Below are 16279 nucleotides of genomic sequence, written 5' to 3' on the forward strand. Positions count from 1 at the left end.
CTATGGTGCCACTGCTGGACGTGAACGGGAAATGCAGCGTGCGCGCACGGCCAGTCGCAGTTCACGTCGTTGCGCCGGGGTGAGCGTGTCGGGCCAGAACAGCCGCCAGCGGCGGTGTCCCTGCTGGCGCCAGGCCAGTTGCAGCAGCACGCCACGATCGGACAGCTGCAGGTCATCGACCGGCTGACCATCCACCTGCGCCGGGGCGTCACCGGGGGGTATCACGATGGCCTGGGCGGGCATGCGCCCGTAGCGCCAGGCGCCGGTTGCGCCCATGGCCACGGCCAGCAGGGCCACCGGCCCGTGCCAGCGGTCGGCCAGATCAGTGCTGCATACCGCCCACGGCAGCAGCGCGGTGATCAGCCAATGCGCACCGCACTGCCAGCGGGAAGGCCGCCATTCAAGCCGGCAGGGCGCGGATCCGGGCGATGAGCGCGGCAGGCTGGGCATGCGGGCACTCCTCGTAACCCATGAACCAGCGCCACAACCTATCGTCTTCGCTTTCCAGCAGGAACAGGAAAACCTCGCGTTCTTCGGTAGGTGCCTGCAGCCAGCAACGGTCCAGGTAACGCCCGAACAGCTGGTCCAGTTCACGCATGCCACGCCGGCAACGCCAGCGCAGCTTCTTCAGTTCAGTGGCTTCGTCCATCGATCAGGCTCCGGAAACAGCAAGGCCGGGCATGGCCCGGCCGAACGTGCAGCCGGGTCGCGCCCGGCGTTGATGCAGCCGGGCAAGCCCGGTTCCTTTCAGCGGGGCAGAGCCTCGCTCTACTTTCAGCGGGGCAGAGCCCCGCTCTACGTGCACAGCCGGGCAGAGCCCGGCTCTACGTGCACTCAGGCGCGGCGCGCCATCATCAGCTTCTTGATCTCGGCAATGGCCAGCGCCGGGTTCAGGCCCTTCGGGCAGGTCCGCGAGCAGTTCATGATGGTGTGGCAGCGGTACAGCTTGAACGGGTCTTCCAGCTCGTCCAGGCGCGCACCGGTGTCTTCATCGCGCGAGTCGACGATCCAGCGGTAGGCCTGCAGCAGGATGGCCGGGCCCAGGTAACGCTCGCCGTTCCACCAGTAGCTCGGGCAGCTGGTGGAGCAGCACGCGCACAGGATGCACTCGTACAGGCCGTCCAGCTTCTTGCGGTCTTCCGGCGACTGCAGGCGCTCACGATCCGGCGGCGGCGGGGTCTGGGTGCGGATCCACGGCTTGATCGAGGCGTACTGCGCGTAGAAGTGGGTCAGGTCCGGCACCAGGTCCTTGACCACGCTCATGTGCGGCAGCGGGTAGATCGGCACTTCGGCCTTGCCGCAATCGGCAATGGCACGGGTGCAGGCCAGCGTGTTGGTGCCGTCGATGTTCATCGCGCACGAACCGCAGATGCCTTCGCGGCACGAACGACGGAAGGTCAGGGTCGGGTCGACCTCGTTCTTGATCTTGATCAGCGCGTCCAGAACCATCGGGCCGCAGCTGTCCAGATCGATCTCGTAGGTATCGGTCCGCGGGTTGCTGTCGTCGTCGGGACTCCAGCGGTAGATCTTGAAAGTGCGCGTGTTCTTCGCACCGCTCTTGGCGGGGAAGTGCTTGCCCTTTCCGATCTTGGAATTCTTGGGGAGGGAAAACTCGGCCATGGCTGTTCTCGTTGGCTCAGGCGGCTCGCGCTGCGATGCAGGCGCGGCTAGCACGGAAGATGAGGAGGTTGACACCGCCGACCCGCAGCGCGCGCACCACCCTGCCCGTGCGGGCAGGAAGGTGGGCAGGCGCTGCGTGGCCGGAGGTCATCCCGCAGGTCTCTTAGTACACGCGCGGCTTCGGCGGTACCACGTCCACGTCCTTGCTCAACGTGTACATGTGCACCGGGCGATAGTCGAAGCTGCACTTGCCCTTGTCGTCGACGTTGACCAGCGTGTGCTTCTGCCAGTTGACGTCGTCGCGGTCCGGGAAGTCCTCATGCGCATGCGCGCCACGGCTTTCCTTGCGCTGTTCGGCCGAGTTGATCGTCGCCACCGCGTTGAGCAGCAGGTTGTTCAGCTCGTAGGTTTCGATCAGGTCCGAGTTCCACACCAGCGAGCGGTCGGTGACCTTGACGTCCTGGAAGGAGTCGAAGATCTCGGCCATCTTGCTGCAGCCCTCTTCCAGGGTCTTGCTGGTCCGGAACACCGCCGCGTCGTTCTGCATGGTGCGCTGCATGTTGTCGCGGATGACCGAGGTCGGGGTGTCGCCGTTGGCGTAGCGCAGCTTGTCCAGCAGGCCCAGCGCCTTGTCGCACGCATCGGACGGCAGGGTCTTGTGCGGCGCGCCGGACTTGATGGTCTCGGCACAGCGGTTGGCCACGGCGCGACCGAACACCACCAGGTCGAGCAGCGAGTTGGAGCCCAGGCGGTTGGCGCCGTGCACCGACACGCAGGCCGCTTCGCCGATGGCGTACAGGCCCGGTACCACGGCATCGTTGTTGTCGCCCAGCTTGCGCACGACTTCGCCGTGATAGTTGGTCGGGATGCCACCCATGTTGTAGTGCACGGTCGGAATGACCGGGATCGGCTGCTTGTGCACGTCCACGCCGGCGAAGATGCGGGCGCTTTCGGCAATGCCCGGCAGCTTGTCGTCGATCACGCCCGGGCCGAGGTGGGTCAGGTCGAGCAGGATGTGATCCTTGTGCTCGCCGACGCCGCGGCCTTCGCGGATTTCGATGGTCATCGAACGCGACACCACGTCGCGCGAGGCCAGATCCTTGTAGTGCGGTGCGTAGCGCTCCATGAAGCGCTCGCCGTTGCTGTTGCGCAGGATGCCGCCTTCGCCACGCACGCCTTCGGTGATCAGGCAGCCCGCGCCGTAGATACCGGTCGGGTGGAACTGCACGAACTCCATGTCCTGCATCGGCAGGCCGGCACGCATGACCAGACCGCCGCCGTCGCCGGTGCAGGTGTGGGCCGAGGTGGCGCTGAAGTAGGCGCGGCCGTAACCGCCGGTGGCCAGCACCACGCCATGGGCGCGGAAGAGGTGCAGCGAGCCGTCGGCCATGTCCAGGGCGAGCACGCCGCGGCAGACGCCTTCGTCATCGAAGATCAGGTCGAGGGCGAAGTACTCGATCATGAAGCGCGCGTTGTGCGCCAGCGACTGCTGGTACAGCGTGTGCAGCATGGCGTGGCCGGTACGGTCGGCCGCGGCGCAGGTGCGCTGCGCGGACGGGCCTTCGCCGTACTTGGTGGTCATGCCACCGAACGGACGCTGGTAGATCTTGCCTTCTTCGGTACGGCTGAACGGCACACCGTAGTGTTCCAGCTCGATGATGGCCGGAATCGCTTCGCGGCACATGTACTCGATGGCGTCCTGGTCACCCAGCCAATCGGAGCCCTTGATGGTGTCGAAGAAGTGGTAGCGCCAGTCGTCTTCACCCATGTTGCCCAGCGCGGCGGAAATACCGCCCTGCGCGGCCACGGTGTGCGAACGGGTCGGGAAGACCTTGGTCAGGCAGACGGTCTGCAGGCCCTTGGCGGCAAGACCGAACGTAGCGCGCAGGCCAGCGCCACCGGCGCCGACCACGACCATGTCGTACTTGTGTTCCGTAATCTTGTAAGCGGACATCTAATCTGGATTCCTGTCTTGGTGCCTGGACTCAGGCAACGCCGAGCGCAATGCGGGCGACCGCAAAAACACTGACGATCGCGCCGAGCACGGCGATGAACTTCACCGTGGTCTGCAGCGCCAGGGCCAGCAGCGAGTTGTGGATGTAGTCTTCCAGCACGACCTGCAGGCCGAGCTGGGCGTGCCAGAACATCGCGACCAGGAAGCCGACCAGCAGCACCGCATTCCACGGCTTGGACACCGCGTCGGTGGCGGTCACGTAATCGGCGCCGATCAGGCTCAGCACGAACACCAGGAACCAGATGGTCAGGCCGACCAGCGCGGTGGCGGTCAGGCGCTGCATCACGAAGTGCTCGGTACCGGTCTTGGCCGCGCCAAGGCCACGCACGTTTTTCAGCGGGGTACGGAACTTGTTCATGCGGCGGCTCCGGCGAAGACGTAGGCCCAGACCAGGGCGGTGATCACCAGGCTGGCGAAGACCGAGATCCAGCTGCTGCGCACGAAGGCAGGAATGGAGAAGCCGATCGCGAAGTCCTGCACGATGTGCCGGATGCCGTTGCACAGGTGGTAGGCGAAGGCCCACGTCCATGCAAACAGGAACAACTTGCCGTACCAGCTACCGGCGTGGCCGGTGAAGCAGTTCCAGGATTCAGGACCCATCATCAGGGCGAGCAGGCCGCCGGCGATGATCAGGGCTCCAACAGACAGAAAGATGCCGGATGCTCGATGCAGGATCGAGGTGGCCATCTGAATCTGCCAGCGATACACCTGAAGGTGCGGGGAAAGGGGACGTTCTCTGGCGGCCATTCGCTGGGCTCGTTGTCTCGGCTGGGCGGCGCAATGCCGCGTTGGCTCAATGCTGATCAAAAATCGATGCAGCGTCCGTTTTTCTCCCAGTCTCCATACCGCACCGGATCGAGTCCGCCGCGGCCACCAATCTCCACGGGCACCACAGGGGTCTGCGGAAGCGGCTGCTTCTCATCGACCTGCGGGGCTTCGGAGTCGGAATCTGGAGTGGGGGTTGTTTGGCCTATCATGGGTGGTCTCGCAACGCACAAATTTTAGACCCCGTTCACGTGCCTGACAACCTGCCCATGGATTTCAACGGTTTTCCGCGCCTCTCCGGTCACCAGCTGCTCAGTCTGGATGGTCCCGATGCGGCCGCGTTCGCCCACGCCCAATTTTCCAGCGACGTCACCGCCCTGCCCGTCCGGCATTGGCAGTGGAGCGCCTGGCTGAGCGCCAAAGGCCGCACCATTGCTGTGTTCCAGCTGATCCGGGTGGATGAAGAACGGATCCTGCTGGTGCTGGCCGATGGCGACGCCGATGCGATTGCGTCGCAATTGCAGCGTTTTGTGTTCCGTCGGAAGGTCAAGATCGCGGTGCGCGATGACCGGATCGTGGCCGGCAGCTTCACTGCGCCGGAAGCGGCGTCGGACGCCGCAATCGCGGTACACGGTGAGACGCTGGAGCTGGATGTGGGCAGCGATGCCCTGCCCCGGACGCTGCGGATCGCGCCGCTGGACGGTGCCACCGCCGCCGACGATGCCGGCTTCGTGCTGGCCTGGCGCCAATCGGATCTGCGCTACGGGTTGCCGCGCCTGGCCGCCGACCAGCGCGAGCAATGGACGCCGCAGCAGCTGGGGCTGGACCGTTTGAACGGGTACAGCGTCAAGAAGGGCTGCTACCCGGGCCAGGAGATCGTGGCGCGCACCCATTTCCTGGGCAAGGCCAAGCGCGCGTTGCAGTTGCTGCGGGTGGGCGATGGCACGCCCAGCGGTGCACAGGTGCAGCAGAACGGGGCGGCGATCGGCACGGTGGCCAGCGTGGCCGGCGACCTGGCGTTGGCGGTGCTGCCGCTGGAGATCGCCAGCGATCCGCTGTCGGTGGACGGAGTGGACGCCGTGCACCTGCCGCTGCTGGATGGCCTGGCCCGGTAGGCATCGACCGTTGGTCGATGCATGCGGGCCACACCCGTATCGCCGTCACCGACATCGCGGTCACGACCAACGGTCGTGACCTACCGCTCGGTAGGCATCGACCGTTGGTCGATGCATGCGGGCCACACCTGTATCGCCGTCACGGGCATCGCGGTCACGACCAACGGTCGTGACCTACCACCCGGTAGGCATCGACCGTTGGTCGATGCATGCGGGCCACACCCCGTCTCGCCGTCACGGGCATCGCGGTCACGACCAACGGTCGTGACCTACCCGGCCGCGTTCAACCGCTCGCCGCTTTCCGCATCGAAGAAATGCAGGCCCTGCGGGTGGATCGCCACGCGGATGGTCTCGCCCACTGCCGGCAGCGCCTGCGGGGCCACGCGCATCACCAGCGGCTGGCCGCCACCGGTCATGTTGACGAAGATCTCGTTGCCCACCGGCTCGATGCCGTCGATGGTGGCCACAAACGCGGTGGCATCGTCGGCGGCGGCCGGCTGCAGGTGCTCCGGGCGCACGCCCACGGCGACGGTGCGGCCGATCCAGGCCGGATCGATCGCCGCCTGGCCCAGCGGCGCGGTCAGCTGGGTGTCCTGCACCACCACGCCACTGTCGTTGCGCTGCAGGGTGCCACGCAGCACGTTCATCGCCGGGCTGCCCAGGAAGCCGGCCACGAACAGGTTGGCCGGGCGGTCGTACAGCGCCATCGGCGTGTCGATCTGCTGGATCACGCCGTCCTTGAGCACCACGATGCGCTGGCCCAGGGTCATCGCTTCCACCTGGTCGTGGGTGACGTAGATCATGGTGGTGCCCAGCTTGCGGTGCAGCTGCGCGATTTCCGTGCGCACGCTGTGGCGCAGCTTGGCGTCCAGGTTGGACAGCGGCTCGTCGAGCAGGAACACCGCCGGCTCGCGCACCAGGGCGCGGCCCAGGGCCACGCGCTGGCGCTGGCCGCCGGACATCGCCTTGGGCAGCTTGTCGAGCATGTCGGTCAGGCCCAGCGTGTCGGCTGCTTCGGTCACCCGCTTGCTGATCGTGGCCTTGTCGTGGCCGCGCAGCTTCAGGCCGAAGGCCAGGTTCTCGGCCACGGTCATGTGCGGGTACAGCGCATAGCTCTGGAACACCATGGCGATGTCGCGGTCCTTGGGCGCCACGTCGTTGACCACCCGGTCACCGATGGTCAGCGTGCCCCCGCTGATTTCTTCCAGGCCGGCCACCATGCGCAGCAAGGTCGACTTGCCACACCCCGACGGCCCCACCAGCACCATCAATTCGCCATCGGCCACTTCGAAGGTCGCGCCCTGGACGGCCACCTGGCCGTTGTCGTAGACCTTGCGAACGCCCTGCAACTGCACTTTTGCCATATCACCCATTCCAGTCCGCCCGCTGCCGGGCTGTTGATGCGGAACTGCCTTCGGCCCTCCCGATGGCAGGTCGATGGCGTGGTGCCGCATGACGGCGACCACTGCAATCGAATACAGTCTGCTCATTCTGCCATGTAAACGTTTTCACGTGGCAGTATCCGTTGGTCGGTCATGACCGCGACGCATCGGGAGCCGCACAGTCTCCCGATTCGCCCCGTGCATGCCCCATGATGCGCTGGCCCGGTGCCTGTTCATGTTGCACCTGCAGCACTGGACACCATGCCCAGCTGGACCCCCGAGAACATAGACGAGAAGCGATTGACAACGATGTCACCCGGATCTGAAACTCGAGCGATGCACGACACCCTCTTCCTGTTTGGCGCTACCGGCGACCTTGCCCAGCGCTACCTGTTCCCTTCGTTGCTGCGCCTGCTCGGCGACGGCCTGCTGCCGGAGGATTTCAAGATCCGTGCGCTGGCCTTGAGCCCGCACGACACCGAGGGTTTCCGCGACATCCTGCGCCCGCGCCTGCAGCAGGCCATGCCGATGGCCAGCCAGGACGACATCCAGTCGCTGCTGTCGCGCATCGACTACCGGTCGGTGGACCTGCGCAACCCGGACTCGGTGGCCGAGTCGGTCAGTGATCTGGTCAACCGCCACTGCGTGAGCTACCTGGCCATTCCCCCGGGCCTGTACATCTCCACCTGCGAAGGCCTGGCCAAGGGCGGCGCCCTGGCCGCACCGCACCGCCTGATGCTGGAAAAGCCGATCGGCAGCGACAGCACCAGCGCCGAGGAGATCATCTCCACCATCGGCCAGTGGATCGACGAAGACCGCGTGTTCCGCCTGGATCACTACCTGGGCAAGGCCGCGGTGCAGAACCTGATCGCGCTGCGCTTCGGCAACACGCTGCTGGAAGCGGTGTGGAACCGCAACTACATCGAGTCGGTGCACATCCTTGTGGCCGAAAGCGAGGGTGTGGACGGGCGCGATGCGTACTACGCCCGCTCCGGCGCGCTGCGCGACATGGTCCAGAGCCACATCCTGCAGCTGCTGTGCCTGGTGGCGATGGAGCCGCCGGCCTCGCTGGAAGCCGACCGCATCCGCGACGAGAAGGTCAAGGTGCTGCGTGCGCTGCGCCCGCTGGACGCCAAGCACGCCGCCCGCGACAGCGTGCGCGGCCGCTACACCGCCGGCACCATCAACGGCCAGCCGGCCCAGGCCTACCAGCCGCCGGAAGGCAGCGACGTGGAAACCTTCGCCGGGGTCACCGCGCATATCGACAACTGGCGCTGGTCCGGCGTGCCGTTCCACCTGGTCACCGGCAAGCGCCTGGCCGAGCGCACCACCCGCGTGGTGGTCACGCTCAAGCCGGTCACCCACTGGCTGTTCGAGCGGCCGCATCGTCGCAACGCCACCCCCAACCGCATCGTGTTCCAGCTGCAGCCGCAGGAGAACATCGAGCTGGGCCTGATGAGTTCGCTGGCCGGCCCGGAATGGGGCGCGCTGGAACTGCATCCGCTGGAACTGGAACTGTCCGTGCCGACCGGCCTGCACCGCCGCATCGCCTACGAACGCCTGTTCCTGGATGCGTTCAACGGCAACCACGCGCTGTTCGTGCGTGACGACGAAGTGCGTGCCGCCTGGGCCTGGATCGACAGTGTCAGCGATGCCTGGAAGGCCGCCAGCCTGCCGCTGCAGCCCTACCCGGCCGGCGAATGGGGTCCGGCCGAAGCGGCCGGCTTCCTGCCCGCTGAAGTGGATGCCGACGCCGGCCGCAAGGACGGCGACGCATGACGCTGCAGAACCAACCGGTCCTGGTTGCCGATATCGGTGGCACCAACGCCCGCTTCGCGCTTGCCGACACCACCCTTGAGGCCCCGCTGCAGCAGGACAGCATCCGCGAATTCGCGGTAGCCGATTTCCCTTCGCTGGGCGATGCGGCGCGGCACTATCTGGAACAGGTCGGCGCCTCGGCCACGCGTGGCGTGTTCGCCGTGGCGGGCCGCGTGGACGGCGATGAAGCGCGCATCACCAACCACCCGTGGGTGATCTCGCGCAGCCGCACCGCGCACATGCTCGGCTTCGACGAGCTGCACCTGATCAACGATTTCGCCGCCCAGGCGATGGCCATTTCGCTGCTGCAGCCGCAGGACGTGGTCCAGGTGGGCGGCGCGGCGTGGGTGCCGGGCAAGCCGGGCCAGCCGCGCAACTACGCGGTGATCGGCCCGGGTACCGGGCTGGGCGTCGGTGGCCTGATCCTGCGCCATGGCCGCTGCTATCCGCTGGAAACCGAAGGCGGCCATGTCAGCTTCCCGCCGGGCACGCCTGAGGAAATCCGCATCCTGGAAATCCTCTCCGAGCAGTTCGGCCGGGTCTCCAACGAGCGCCTGATCTGCGGCCCGGGCCTGGTCAACATCCATCGCGCCGTGTGCGAGATGGCCGACATCGATCCGGGCCAGCTGCAGCCGGTGGATGTCACCGCCCGTGCGCTGCACGGCGACCCGCAGGCCATGCGTGCGGTGGATGTGTTCTGCGCGGTGTTCGGCGCCATCGCCGGCGACCTGGTGCTGATGCAGGGCGCCTGGGACGGCGTGTTCCTGACCGGCGGGCTGACCCCGAAGATGCTCGATTCGCTGCAGCACTCCGGTTTCCGCCAGCGCTTCGAGCACAAGGGGCGCTTCTCTTCGATCATGGCCCGCGTGCCGTCGCTGGCGGTGATGCACCCGCATGCCGGCCTGCTGGGTTCGGCTGCCTATGCCGCCGATGTTGAACGCGACCTGCAAGGAACCAACGCATGAACAGCCTGGATACATCCGATCGCTTCACCCTGATCCGCCACGGCGACGCCGATGCCTGGATCGAAGCCATCGCCGCCGAAATGGCGCAGGCGTTGAACAACGATATCGCCACCTTCGGGCGCGCGCGCATGCTGCTGTCCGGCGGCACCACGCCGGCACCGGTGTACCAGGCGCTGGCCGAACTGGACGTGCACTGGGACCGGGTGGAAGTCAGCCTGGTCGATGAGCGCTGGCTGTCGCCGCAGGACCGTGACAGCAACGCCTGGCTGGTGCGCGAGAGTTTCCTCGGCCGCGCCGACGGCGCGCATTTCGATCCGCTGGTGCGGGTCGGCAAGCCGCTGCCGGAATGCGTGTATACCGCCAACCTGCAGGCCCAGCACAGCCAGGCGCCGTGCCTGAGCGTGCTCGGCATGGGCAACGACGGCCACACCGCGTCGCTGTTCCCCGGTTCCAAGGACCTGGCCCGGGCACTGGAAAGCACCCTGCCCTACGCCGCCCTGGACGCCACCGGTTGCCCGGGTGCGAACCAGTGGCCGCTGCGCATCACGCTGACCCCGCACGGGCTCAGGCACAGCGGCCAGCGCCTGCTGCTGCTGCGTGGCAAGCAGAAGCTGGAAGTGCTCAAACAGGCGCTGGAAAGCAACAACCCGCAGCTGTATCCCATCCTCAACGCGATCGACCTCGACGGCGCGAAACTGCGCGTCCACTGGTGTGACTGACCTGTCCCCGGTGTTGTTCGTCCGCCCTCTCATAGCCGGTAGCCAATGAGCCTGCATCCCCAACTTCATGCCATCACCCAGCGCATCATCCAGCGCAGCGTCGCCTCGCGCGCGGCCTACCTGGCCGGGATCGATGCGTCGCTGCGCGACGGGCCGTTCCGTTCGCGCCTGAGCTGCGGCAACCTCGCCCACGGCTTCGCCGCGTGCGGGCCGACCGACAAGTCGCGCCTGCGCGGCGGTGTCACCCCGAACCTGGGCATCATCACCGCCTACAACGACATGCTGTCGGCGCACCAGCCGTTCGAGTCGTACCCGGAGATCCTGCGCGCCGTTGCGCGCGACATGGGCGCCACCGCGCAGGTGGCCGGCGGCGTGCCGGCGATGTGCGACGGCGTCACCCAGGGCCGCGGCGGCATGGAGCTGTCGCTGTTCTCGCGCGATGTGATCGCGCAGTCCACGGCAATCGGCTTGAGCCACGACATGTTCGACGCCACCGTGTACCTCGGGGTGTGCGACAAGATCGTGCCGGGCCTGTTGATCGGCGCGCTGGCGTTCGGCCACCTGCCGGCGATCTTCCTGCCGGCCGGTCCGATGACGCCGGGCATTCCGAACAAGCAGAAGGCCGAAGTGCGCGAGCGCTATGCGGCCGGGCTGGCCAGCCGCGAGGAGCTGCTGGAAGCCGAAGCGGCGTCGTACCACGGTGCAGGCACCTGCACGTTCTACGGCACCGCCAACTCCAACCAGACGCTGCTGGAAGCGATGGGCGTGCAGCTGCCGGGCGCGTCGTTCGTCAATCCCGATACGCCGCTGCGCGATGCGTTGACCCGCCGCGCCGGCGAGCGTGCGCTGGAGATCTGCGCGCTGGGGGACGATTTCCGTCCGCTCGGCCGGCTGATCGACGAGCGTGCGATCGTCAATGCGGTAGTGACGTTGATGGCCACCGGCGGCTCGACCAACCACACCATCCACTGGATCGCGGTGGCACGGGCGGCCGGTATCGTGCTGACCTGGGACGACATGGACGAGCTGTCGCAGCTGATTCCGCTGCTGGCGCGGGTGTATCCGAACGGCGAGGCCGACGTGAACCGCTTCGCGGCTGCGGGCGGTACGGCGTTCGTGTTCCGCGAGCTGATGGAGGCCGGGCTGATGCATGCCGACCTGCAGACGGTGGCCGAAGGCGGGATGGCGCAGTACGGGCAGGAGCCGGCGCTGCGTGATGGCACGCTGGCGTACGTCGACGGGCTGCGCGCGAGCGCGGATGCGGACGTGGTGCGCGGTGTGGCCGATCCGTTCGAGGCCCAGGGTGGGCTGCGGCTGCTGCGCGGCAATATGGGGCGTTCGTTGATCAAGCTGTCGGCGGTGAAGCCGCAGTTCCGTACGATCGAGGCACCGGCGGTGGTGGTGGACGCACCGCAGGTGTTGAACAAGCTGCATGCCGCCGGTGTGCTGCCGCACGATTTCGTGGCGGTGGTGCGTTTCCAGGGGCCGCGCGCGAACGGGATGCCGGAGCTGCATTCGCTGGCGCCGTTGCTGGGGCTGCTGCAGAACCAGGGGCGGCGTGTGGCGCTGGTGACCGATGGTCGTCTGTCGGGCGCGTCGGGCAAGTTCCCGGCGGCGATCCACATGACGCCGGAAGCGTCGCGCGGCGGGCCGCTGGCACGGGTGCGCGAGGGCGACATGATCCGTCTGGATGGCGAAGCGGGGACGCTGGAGCTGCTGGTGGACGCGGCGGAGTTCGCGGCGCGCGCACCGGCACCGAACACGGCACCGGCGGCGCACGACATGGGGCGCAATCTGTTCGCGCTGAACCGGCGCGTGGTCGGTCCGGCCGACCAGGGCGCGATTTCGATTTCGTGCGGGCCGGCAACGGCCGACGGCGATATCTGGAATTACGACGCCGAGTACGACCTGGGGCGTGATGCAGCGGCGGCGGAAGCGCCGCATGAGGCCAAGGACGCCTGAGGCGACGACCGACGCAGCGGCGGCTGTCCCGTGCCGAGGGAGCGGTTGGCCCCCTTCGGGACACGCCGTGAACCCATCCATGGGGGCTCGTCCAAAACATCCATGTTTTGGACGGTCCCGAAGGGGGCCAACCGCTCCCTCCCGACATATCGCGGCGCCTTGATGGCGTCGCTCGAATCAGCAAAGGGAAAGACAACAATGAGCATCGAGCAACATCAGAAGCGCGCAGCCGAGCTGCTGCATGCAGCCGGCATTCTGCCGGTGGTGACCGTGCATACGCTCGACCAGGCCCGTGCGGTCAGTGCGGCGTTGCTGGAAGGTGGGTTGCCGGCGATCGAGTTGACCCTGCGTACGCCGGTGGCGATGGAAGCGCTGGCGATGCTGAAGCGTGAGCTGCCCGATGTGGTGGTGGGTGCCGGGACGGTGCTGACCGTGGCGCAGATGCAGCAGTCGATCGATGCGGGCGCGGATTTCCTGGTGACGCCGGGTACGCCGGCGCACATGGCCGATGCGTTGGCGCAGGCGGCACTGCCGGTGGTGCCGGGTGCGGCGTCGCCGACCGAGATGCTGGCGCTGTATGCGCGGGGCTTCCGGGTGTGCAAGCTGTTCCCGGCTTCGGCAGTGGGTGGGCTGGCGATGATCAAGGGCCTGGCCGGGCCGATTCCGGACCTGAAGCTGTGCCCGACCGGTGGCATCACCGAGGATACGGCGGCCGAGTACCTGGAGCAGAAGAACGTGGTCTGCATCGGCGGCTCGTGGATGGTGCCGGGCAGCTGGATCGAGCACGGGCAGTGGGACAAGGTGCGCGACAGCGCGGCGCAGGCGGCGAAGATCGTGGCGCGGGTTCGCGCGCACTGAGGCACTGTCGGGGGAGCAACCACGCATGGCGTGGCTCTACCGGTAACCGATCACAACAAAACGCCCGGGCATGCCCGGGCGTTTTTGTACACGACGTTGGTGCCGCCGGTTACATCGGCCGTGCCGGATCCACCAGACCGTACTGGCTGGCCATGCGGGCCAGCGCGATGTTGTCGTGGATGCCCATCTTCTCGAACAGGCGCGCCTTGTGCGTGTTGACGGTTTTGGCGCTCAGGCTCAAGCGCTTGGCGATGTCTTCCTGGCGCAGGCCCTGGGTGAGCAGCAGGGCCACTTCCAGTTCGCGCGGGGACAGGGCGTCGAACGGCGACTGGGTGCCTTCGACATTGGACAGCGCCAGGTTCTGCGCGATGCTGCTGCCCAGGTAACGCCGGCCCAGCGCGGCGTCGCGCACGGCACGCAGCAGTTCCTGTGCATCGCAGCCCTTGCCGATGTAGCCGGAGGCACCGGCTTCGAGCAGGCGCTTGGGCATCGGGCCGTCTTCGAGCACCGAGACGATCACCACGCGGGTGCCGTGGTCGCCACGCACCACCCGTTCGGTGACTTCCATACCACTGACGCCCGGCAGGTGCAGGTCGCACAGCACCACGTCCGGTCGCAGCTGACGGATGTCAGGCAACGCATCTTCGCCGGAGTCCGCTTCACCGACTACCTCGATATCGGTCTCGTTGGACAGGATCATCTTCATGCCGGTTCGCACCAGCGCATGATCGTCCACCAGATACACTCGAATCGTCATCCACGTACCTCTTCAAACGCTGCGAACGGGGGCAAGCCTAGCGGCGGGATGATGCGATAACAAGGAAGAAACCTTCCCGTCGGCGCGTTCTGGTGCCCGCATCACAACCAAGCTGGATTACCCCTACCCCTTAGCCTTTCACCCCAGGCCATATCGGTTTACTACGCCTATTACTGTACGCCTATACCCCGTCGCGATCGGCCTTTGCGGCCGACAGCCCGGCGAGGGGGCGGTGGCGCCAGGGATGCCGGCGCCTGAACATGACCAGGAAGCACCCTACCACCCAAACCAGGGCGGCACACCAACCGGCCAGGATGTCCGACGGATAGTGGACCCCCAGGTACACCCGGGACACGCTGACCAGCACGCTGAACCCGGGTGCCAGCACCAGCACCGGCCAGCGCCAGCGGGTGTTCCAGGCCAGCAGGGCCACCGTGACCGCCAGGGTCATCGAGCCCATCGCGTGGCCACTGGGAAAGCTGAACGTGCTTTCCGGGGCGATCGATTCCCACAGGCTGGGCCGGTCGCGCTGGAAGAACTGCTTGCTGCCCAGGTTCAACAGCGCCGAACCGACGAAGCTGATGGCCACGAAACTGGCCTCGCGCCACCGTTTACCCCACAGCAGCGCCACCACGATGAGCACATCGGCCGGGATCAGGAACCACTCGTAGCCCAGCTTGGAGAGCAGCGTGAAGAACTGGTCCAGCCCCGGCGAATGCAGGCCGTGCATCTTCCAGAGCAGCGGCGCATCGAAGTGGAACGATTCAAATTCGTGCACCTCGTCGGCCAGTGCGACGAAGCCGGCCAGTGGCAGCAGCACGCCGGCGAACAGCAGGACGAACCGCCACGCGTTGTGCGCCATCCACTGGCGGAAACCGGCGACCGGCTCCCGGCCGGCCAGCACGTCGGGCTTATCCGACGCTGCGGACATACTTTCGCTCAACGTAATCGTCGATCAGCGCCACGAAATCCTGGGCGATGTGGTCGCCACGCAGGGTCACGGCCTTCTCGCCATCGACGAATACCGGCGCAGCCGGGGTTTCACCGGTACCCGGCAGCGAAATGCCGATGTTGGCGTGGCGCGACTCGCCCGGCCCGTTGACGATGCAGCCCATCACCGCCAGCGTCATGTTCTCCGCACCCGGGTGGCTGACCTTCCAGACCGGCATCTTCTCGCGCACGTGGTTCTGCACCACCTTGGCCAGCTCCTGGAAGAACTCGGAGGTGGTGCGGCCGCAGCCCGGGCAGGCCGTAACCAGCGGGGTGAAGGCACGCTGCCCGGTGGTCTGCAGCAGTTCCTGGGCCACGATCACCTCGGCGGTGCGCGACTGGCCCGGCTCGGGGGTGAGCGAAATGCGGATGGTGTCGCCGATGCCTTCCTGCAGCAGCACGGCCAGCGCCGCCGAGGAGGCCACGATGCCCTTGCTGCCGATGCCGGCCTCGGTGAGGCCCAGGTGCAACGCGAAATCCGAGCGCTGCGCCAGGTCGCGGTAGACCGCGATCAGCTCCTGCACGCCGCTGACCTTGGCCGACAGCACGATGCGATCGCGCGGCAGGCCCAGTTCGACCGCGGTATGCGCCGAATCCAGCGCCGAACGGATCAGCGCCTCGCGCAGCACCCGGCCGGCATCCCACGGGGTGGCCCGCTGGCTGTTCTCATCCATCAGGCGGGCGGCCAGCGACTGGTCCAGCGAGCCCCAGTTGGCGCCGATGCGGACCGGCTTGCCGTAGCGGATCGCAAACTCGATCAGCTGCGCGAACTGGGTGTCCTTCTTCTTGCCGAACCCGACGTTGCCCGGGTTGATCCGGTACTTGGCCAGGGCTTCGGCGCAGGCCGGCTCCTGGGTCAGCAGCTGGTGGCCGTTGTAGTGGAAGTCGCCGATCAGGGGCACGTCGATGCCCATCATCTGCAGCTTTTCCACGATCCGCGGGATGGCCGCGGCCGACTCGGGGTTGTTGACCGTCAGCCGCACCATCTCCGACCCGGCCCGCCACAGTTCGGCCACCTGCTTGACGCTGGCGGCGATGTCGGCGGTGTCGGTGTTGGTCATCGACTGCACCACCACGGGGCTGCCCCCGCCCACGACCACGCCGCCGATGCGGACGGCCTGGGTCTGGCGGCGGGCCCACACGGAGGTGTCGGACGGTTGGGTCGGTTGGGTCACGGCGTCATGCATCCCCCATTTTAGCGCGCCACGCGTGTTCACGCGCGCGGGGTGGCTACCGACCGTTGGTCGGCACTCATTCAACCGATGCGGCCGATTGTCGCAGGCAGGCCAGCCCCCGAGCGCATAGGATGTGCGC

The 16279-nt window shown here is 67.0% G+C and carries 17 protein-coding genes; 6 read left to right on the top strand and 11 right to left on the bottom strand.

The annotated features are described in order from the left end of the window. From AC1DCJ_RS01210 to AC1DCJ_RS01240, 7 genes are all read right to left on the bottom strand, one after another. Positions 1-450 (bottom strand): hypothetical protein, encoded by a 450-nt coding sequence (locus tag AC1DCJ_RS01210; RefSeq protein ID WP_478069905.1) that lies wholly within the window; start codon positions 448-450, stop codon positions 1-3. Continuing rightward, positions 401-649, bottom strand: a complete 249-nt coding sequence (locus tag AC1DCJ_RS01215; RefSeq protein WP_038689039.1) for an FAD assembly factor SdhE — start codon at positions 647-649, stop codon at positions 401-403. The genes AC1DCJ_RS01210 and AC1DCJ_RS01215 overlap by 50 nt, the downstream gene beginning before the upstream one ends. Before the next feature lie 185 nt (positions 650-834). Then, complete coding sequence (locus AC1DCJ_RS01220) at positions 835-1620, bottom strand: succinate dehydrogenase iron-sulfur subunit (RefSeq protein WP_038689041.1); 786 nt, start codon at positions 1618-1620, stop codon at positions 835-837. 163 nt (positions 1621-1783) lie between these two features. Further along, positions 1784-3574: a succinate dehydrogenase flavoprotein subunit gene (gene sdhA / locus AC1DCJ_RS01225; protein ID WP_141058690.1), complete on the bottom strand. Its 1791-nt coding sequence runs from the start codon at positions 3572-3574 to the stop codon at positions 1784-1786. A 31-nt stretch (positions 3575-3605) separates the two neighbouring features. Continuing rightward, entirely contained in the window at positions 3606-3992 is a 387-nt protein-coding gene (sdhD, locus tag AC1DCJ_RS01230; RefSeq protein WP_038689045.1) for a succinate dehydrogenase, hydrophobic membrane anchor protein, read from the bottom strand. Next, positions 3989-4381, bottom strand: coding sequence for a succinate dehydrogenase, cytochrome b556 subunit (gene sdhC, locus AC1DCJ_RS01235; RefSeq protein WP_038689047.1), 393 nt, complete (start codon positions 4379-4381; stop codon positions 3989-3991). The genes sdhD and sdhC overlap by 4 nt, the downstream gene beginning before the upstream one ends. Positions 4382-4437: 56 nt before the next feature. Next, on the bottom strand, positions 4438-4611 hold the full coding sequence (locus AC1DCJ_RS01240) for a DUF1674 domain-containing protein (protein ID WP_081797234.1): 174 nt from the start codon (positions 4609-4611) through the stop codon (positions 4438-4440). Between the two features lie 39 nt (positions 4612-4650). Here AC1DCJ_RS01240 and ygfZ point away from each other — a divergent pair, with 39 nt between their 5' ends. Continuing rightward, complete coding sequence (ygfZ, locus tag AC1DCJ_RS01245) at positions 4651-5514, top strand: CAF17-like 4Fe-4S cluster assembly/insertion protein YgfZ (RefSeq protein ID WP_478069906.1); 864 nt, start codon at positions 4651-4653, stop codon at positions 5512-5514. Positions 5515-5783: 269 nt separating this feature from the next. Here ygfZ and AC1DCJ_RS01250 read toward each other — a convergent pair whose 3' ends face one another. Then, a complete protein-coding gene (locus AC1DCJ_RS01250) occupies positions 5784-6878 on the bottom strand; it encodes an ABC transporter ATP-binding protein (protein ID WP_137189171.1) in 1095 nt (364 codons plus the stop codon). Positions 6879-7232: 354 nt separating this feature from the next. Between AC1DCJ_RS01250 and zwf the strand changes: the two genes are divergently transcribed. The 5 genes from zwf (at position 7233) to AC1DCJ_RS01275 (ending at position 13218) form a co-directional block, all read left to right on the top strand. Then, complete coding sequence (zwf, locus tag AC1DCJ_RS01255; protein WP_313424545.1) at positions 7233-8675, top strand: glucose-6-phosphate dehydrogenase; 1443 nt, start codon at positions 7233-7235, stop codon at positions 8673-8675. Next, a complete protein-coding gene (gene glk, locus AC1DCJ_RS01260; protein ID WP_313243851.1) occupies positions 8672-9679 on the top strand; it encodes a glucokinase in 1008 nt (335 codons plus the stop codon). Before zwf ends, glk begins: the two co-directional genes overlap by 4 nt. Beyond that, on the top strand, positions 9676-10398 hold the full coding sequence (gene pgl, locus AC1DCJ_RS01265) for a 6-phosphogluconolactonase (protein WP_141058688.1): 723 nt from the start codon (positions 9676-9678) through the stop codon (positions 10396-10398). The genes glk and pgl overlap by 4 nt, the downstream gene beginning before the upstream one ends. Before the next feature lie 45 nt (positions 10399-10443). Beyond that, positions 10444-12360 carry a phosphogluconate dehydratase gene (edd, locus tag AC1DCJ_RS01270; RefSeq protein ID WP_448135627.1) on the top strand — a complete coding sequence of 639 codons (1917 nt, stop codon included), beginning with the start codon at positions 10444-10446 and terminating at the stop codon, positions 12358-12360. A gap of 198 nt (positions 12361-12558) precedes the next feature. Beyond that, complete coding sequence (locus AC1DCJ_RS01275; protein WP_141058686.1) at positions 12559-13218, top strand: bifunctional 4-hydroxy-2-oxoglutarate aldolase/2-dehydro-3-deoxy-phosphogluconate aldolase; 660 nt, start codon at positions 12559-12561, stop codon at positions 13216-13218. Positions 13219-13327: 109 nt separating this feature from the next. On the opposite strand, the gene AC1DCJ_RS01280 is transcribed toward AC1DCJ_RS01275, so the two are convergent. The 3 genes from AC1DCJ_RS01280 to ispG all read right to left on the bottom strand — a co-directional run bounded on the left by AC1DCJ_RS01280 (position 13328) and on the right by ispG (position 16152). Beyond that, positions 13328-13975, bottom strand: a complete 648-nt coding sequence (locus tag AC1DCJ_RS01280) for a response regulator (protein WP_038689063.1) — start codon at positions 13973-13975, stop codon at positions 13328-13330. 181 nt (positions 13976-14156) lie between these two features. Further along, positions 14157-14906: a phosphatase PAP2 family protein gene (locus tag AC1DCJ_RS01285; RefSeq protein WP_313243849.1), complete on the bottom strand. Its 750-nt coding sequence runs from the start codon at positions 14904-14906 to the stop codon at positions 14157-14159. Beyond that, entirely contained in the window at positions 14887-16152 is a 1266-nt protein-coding gene (gene ispG / locus AC1DCJ_RS01290; protein WP_478069907.1) for a flavodoxin-dependent (E)-4-hydroxy-3-methylbut-2-enyl-diphosphate synthase, read from the bottom strand. The genes AC1DCJ_RS01285 and ispG overlap by 20 nt, the downstream gene beginning before the upstream one ends. Between the last annotated feature and the right edge of the window lie 127 nt (positions 16153-16279).

Source organism: Stenotrophomonas sp. 10N36 (genome assembly GCF_056395005.1).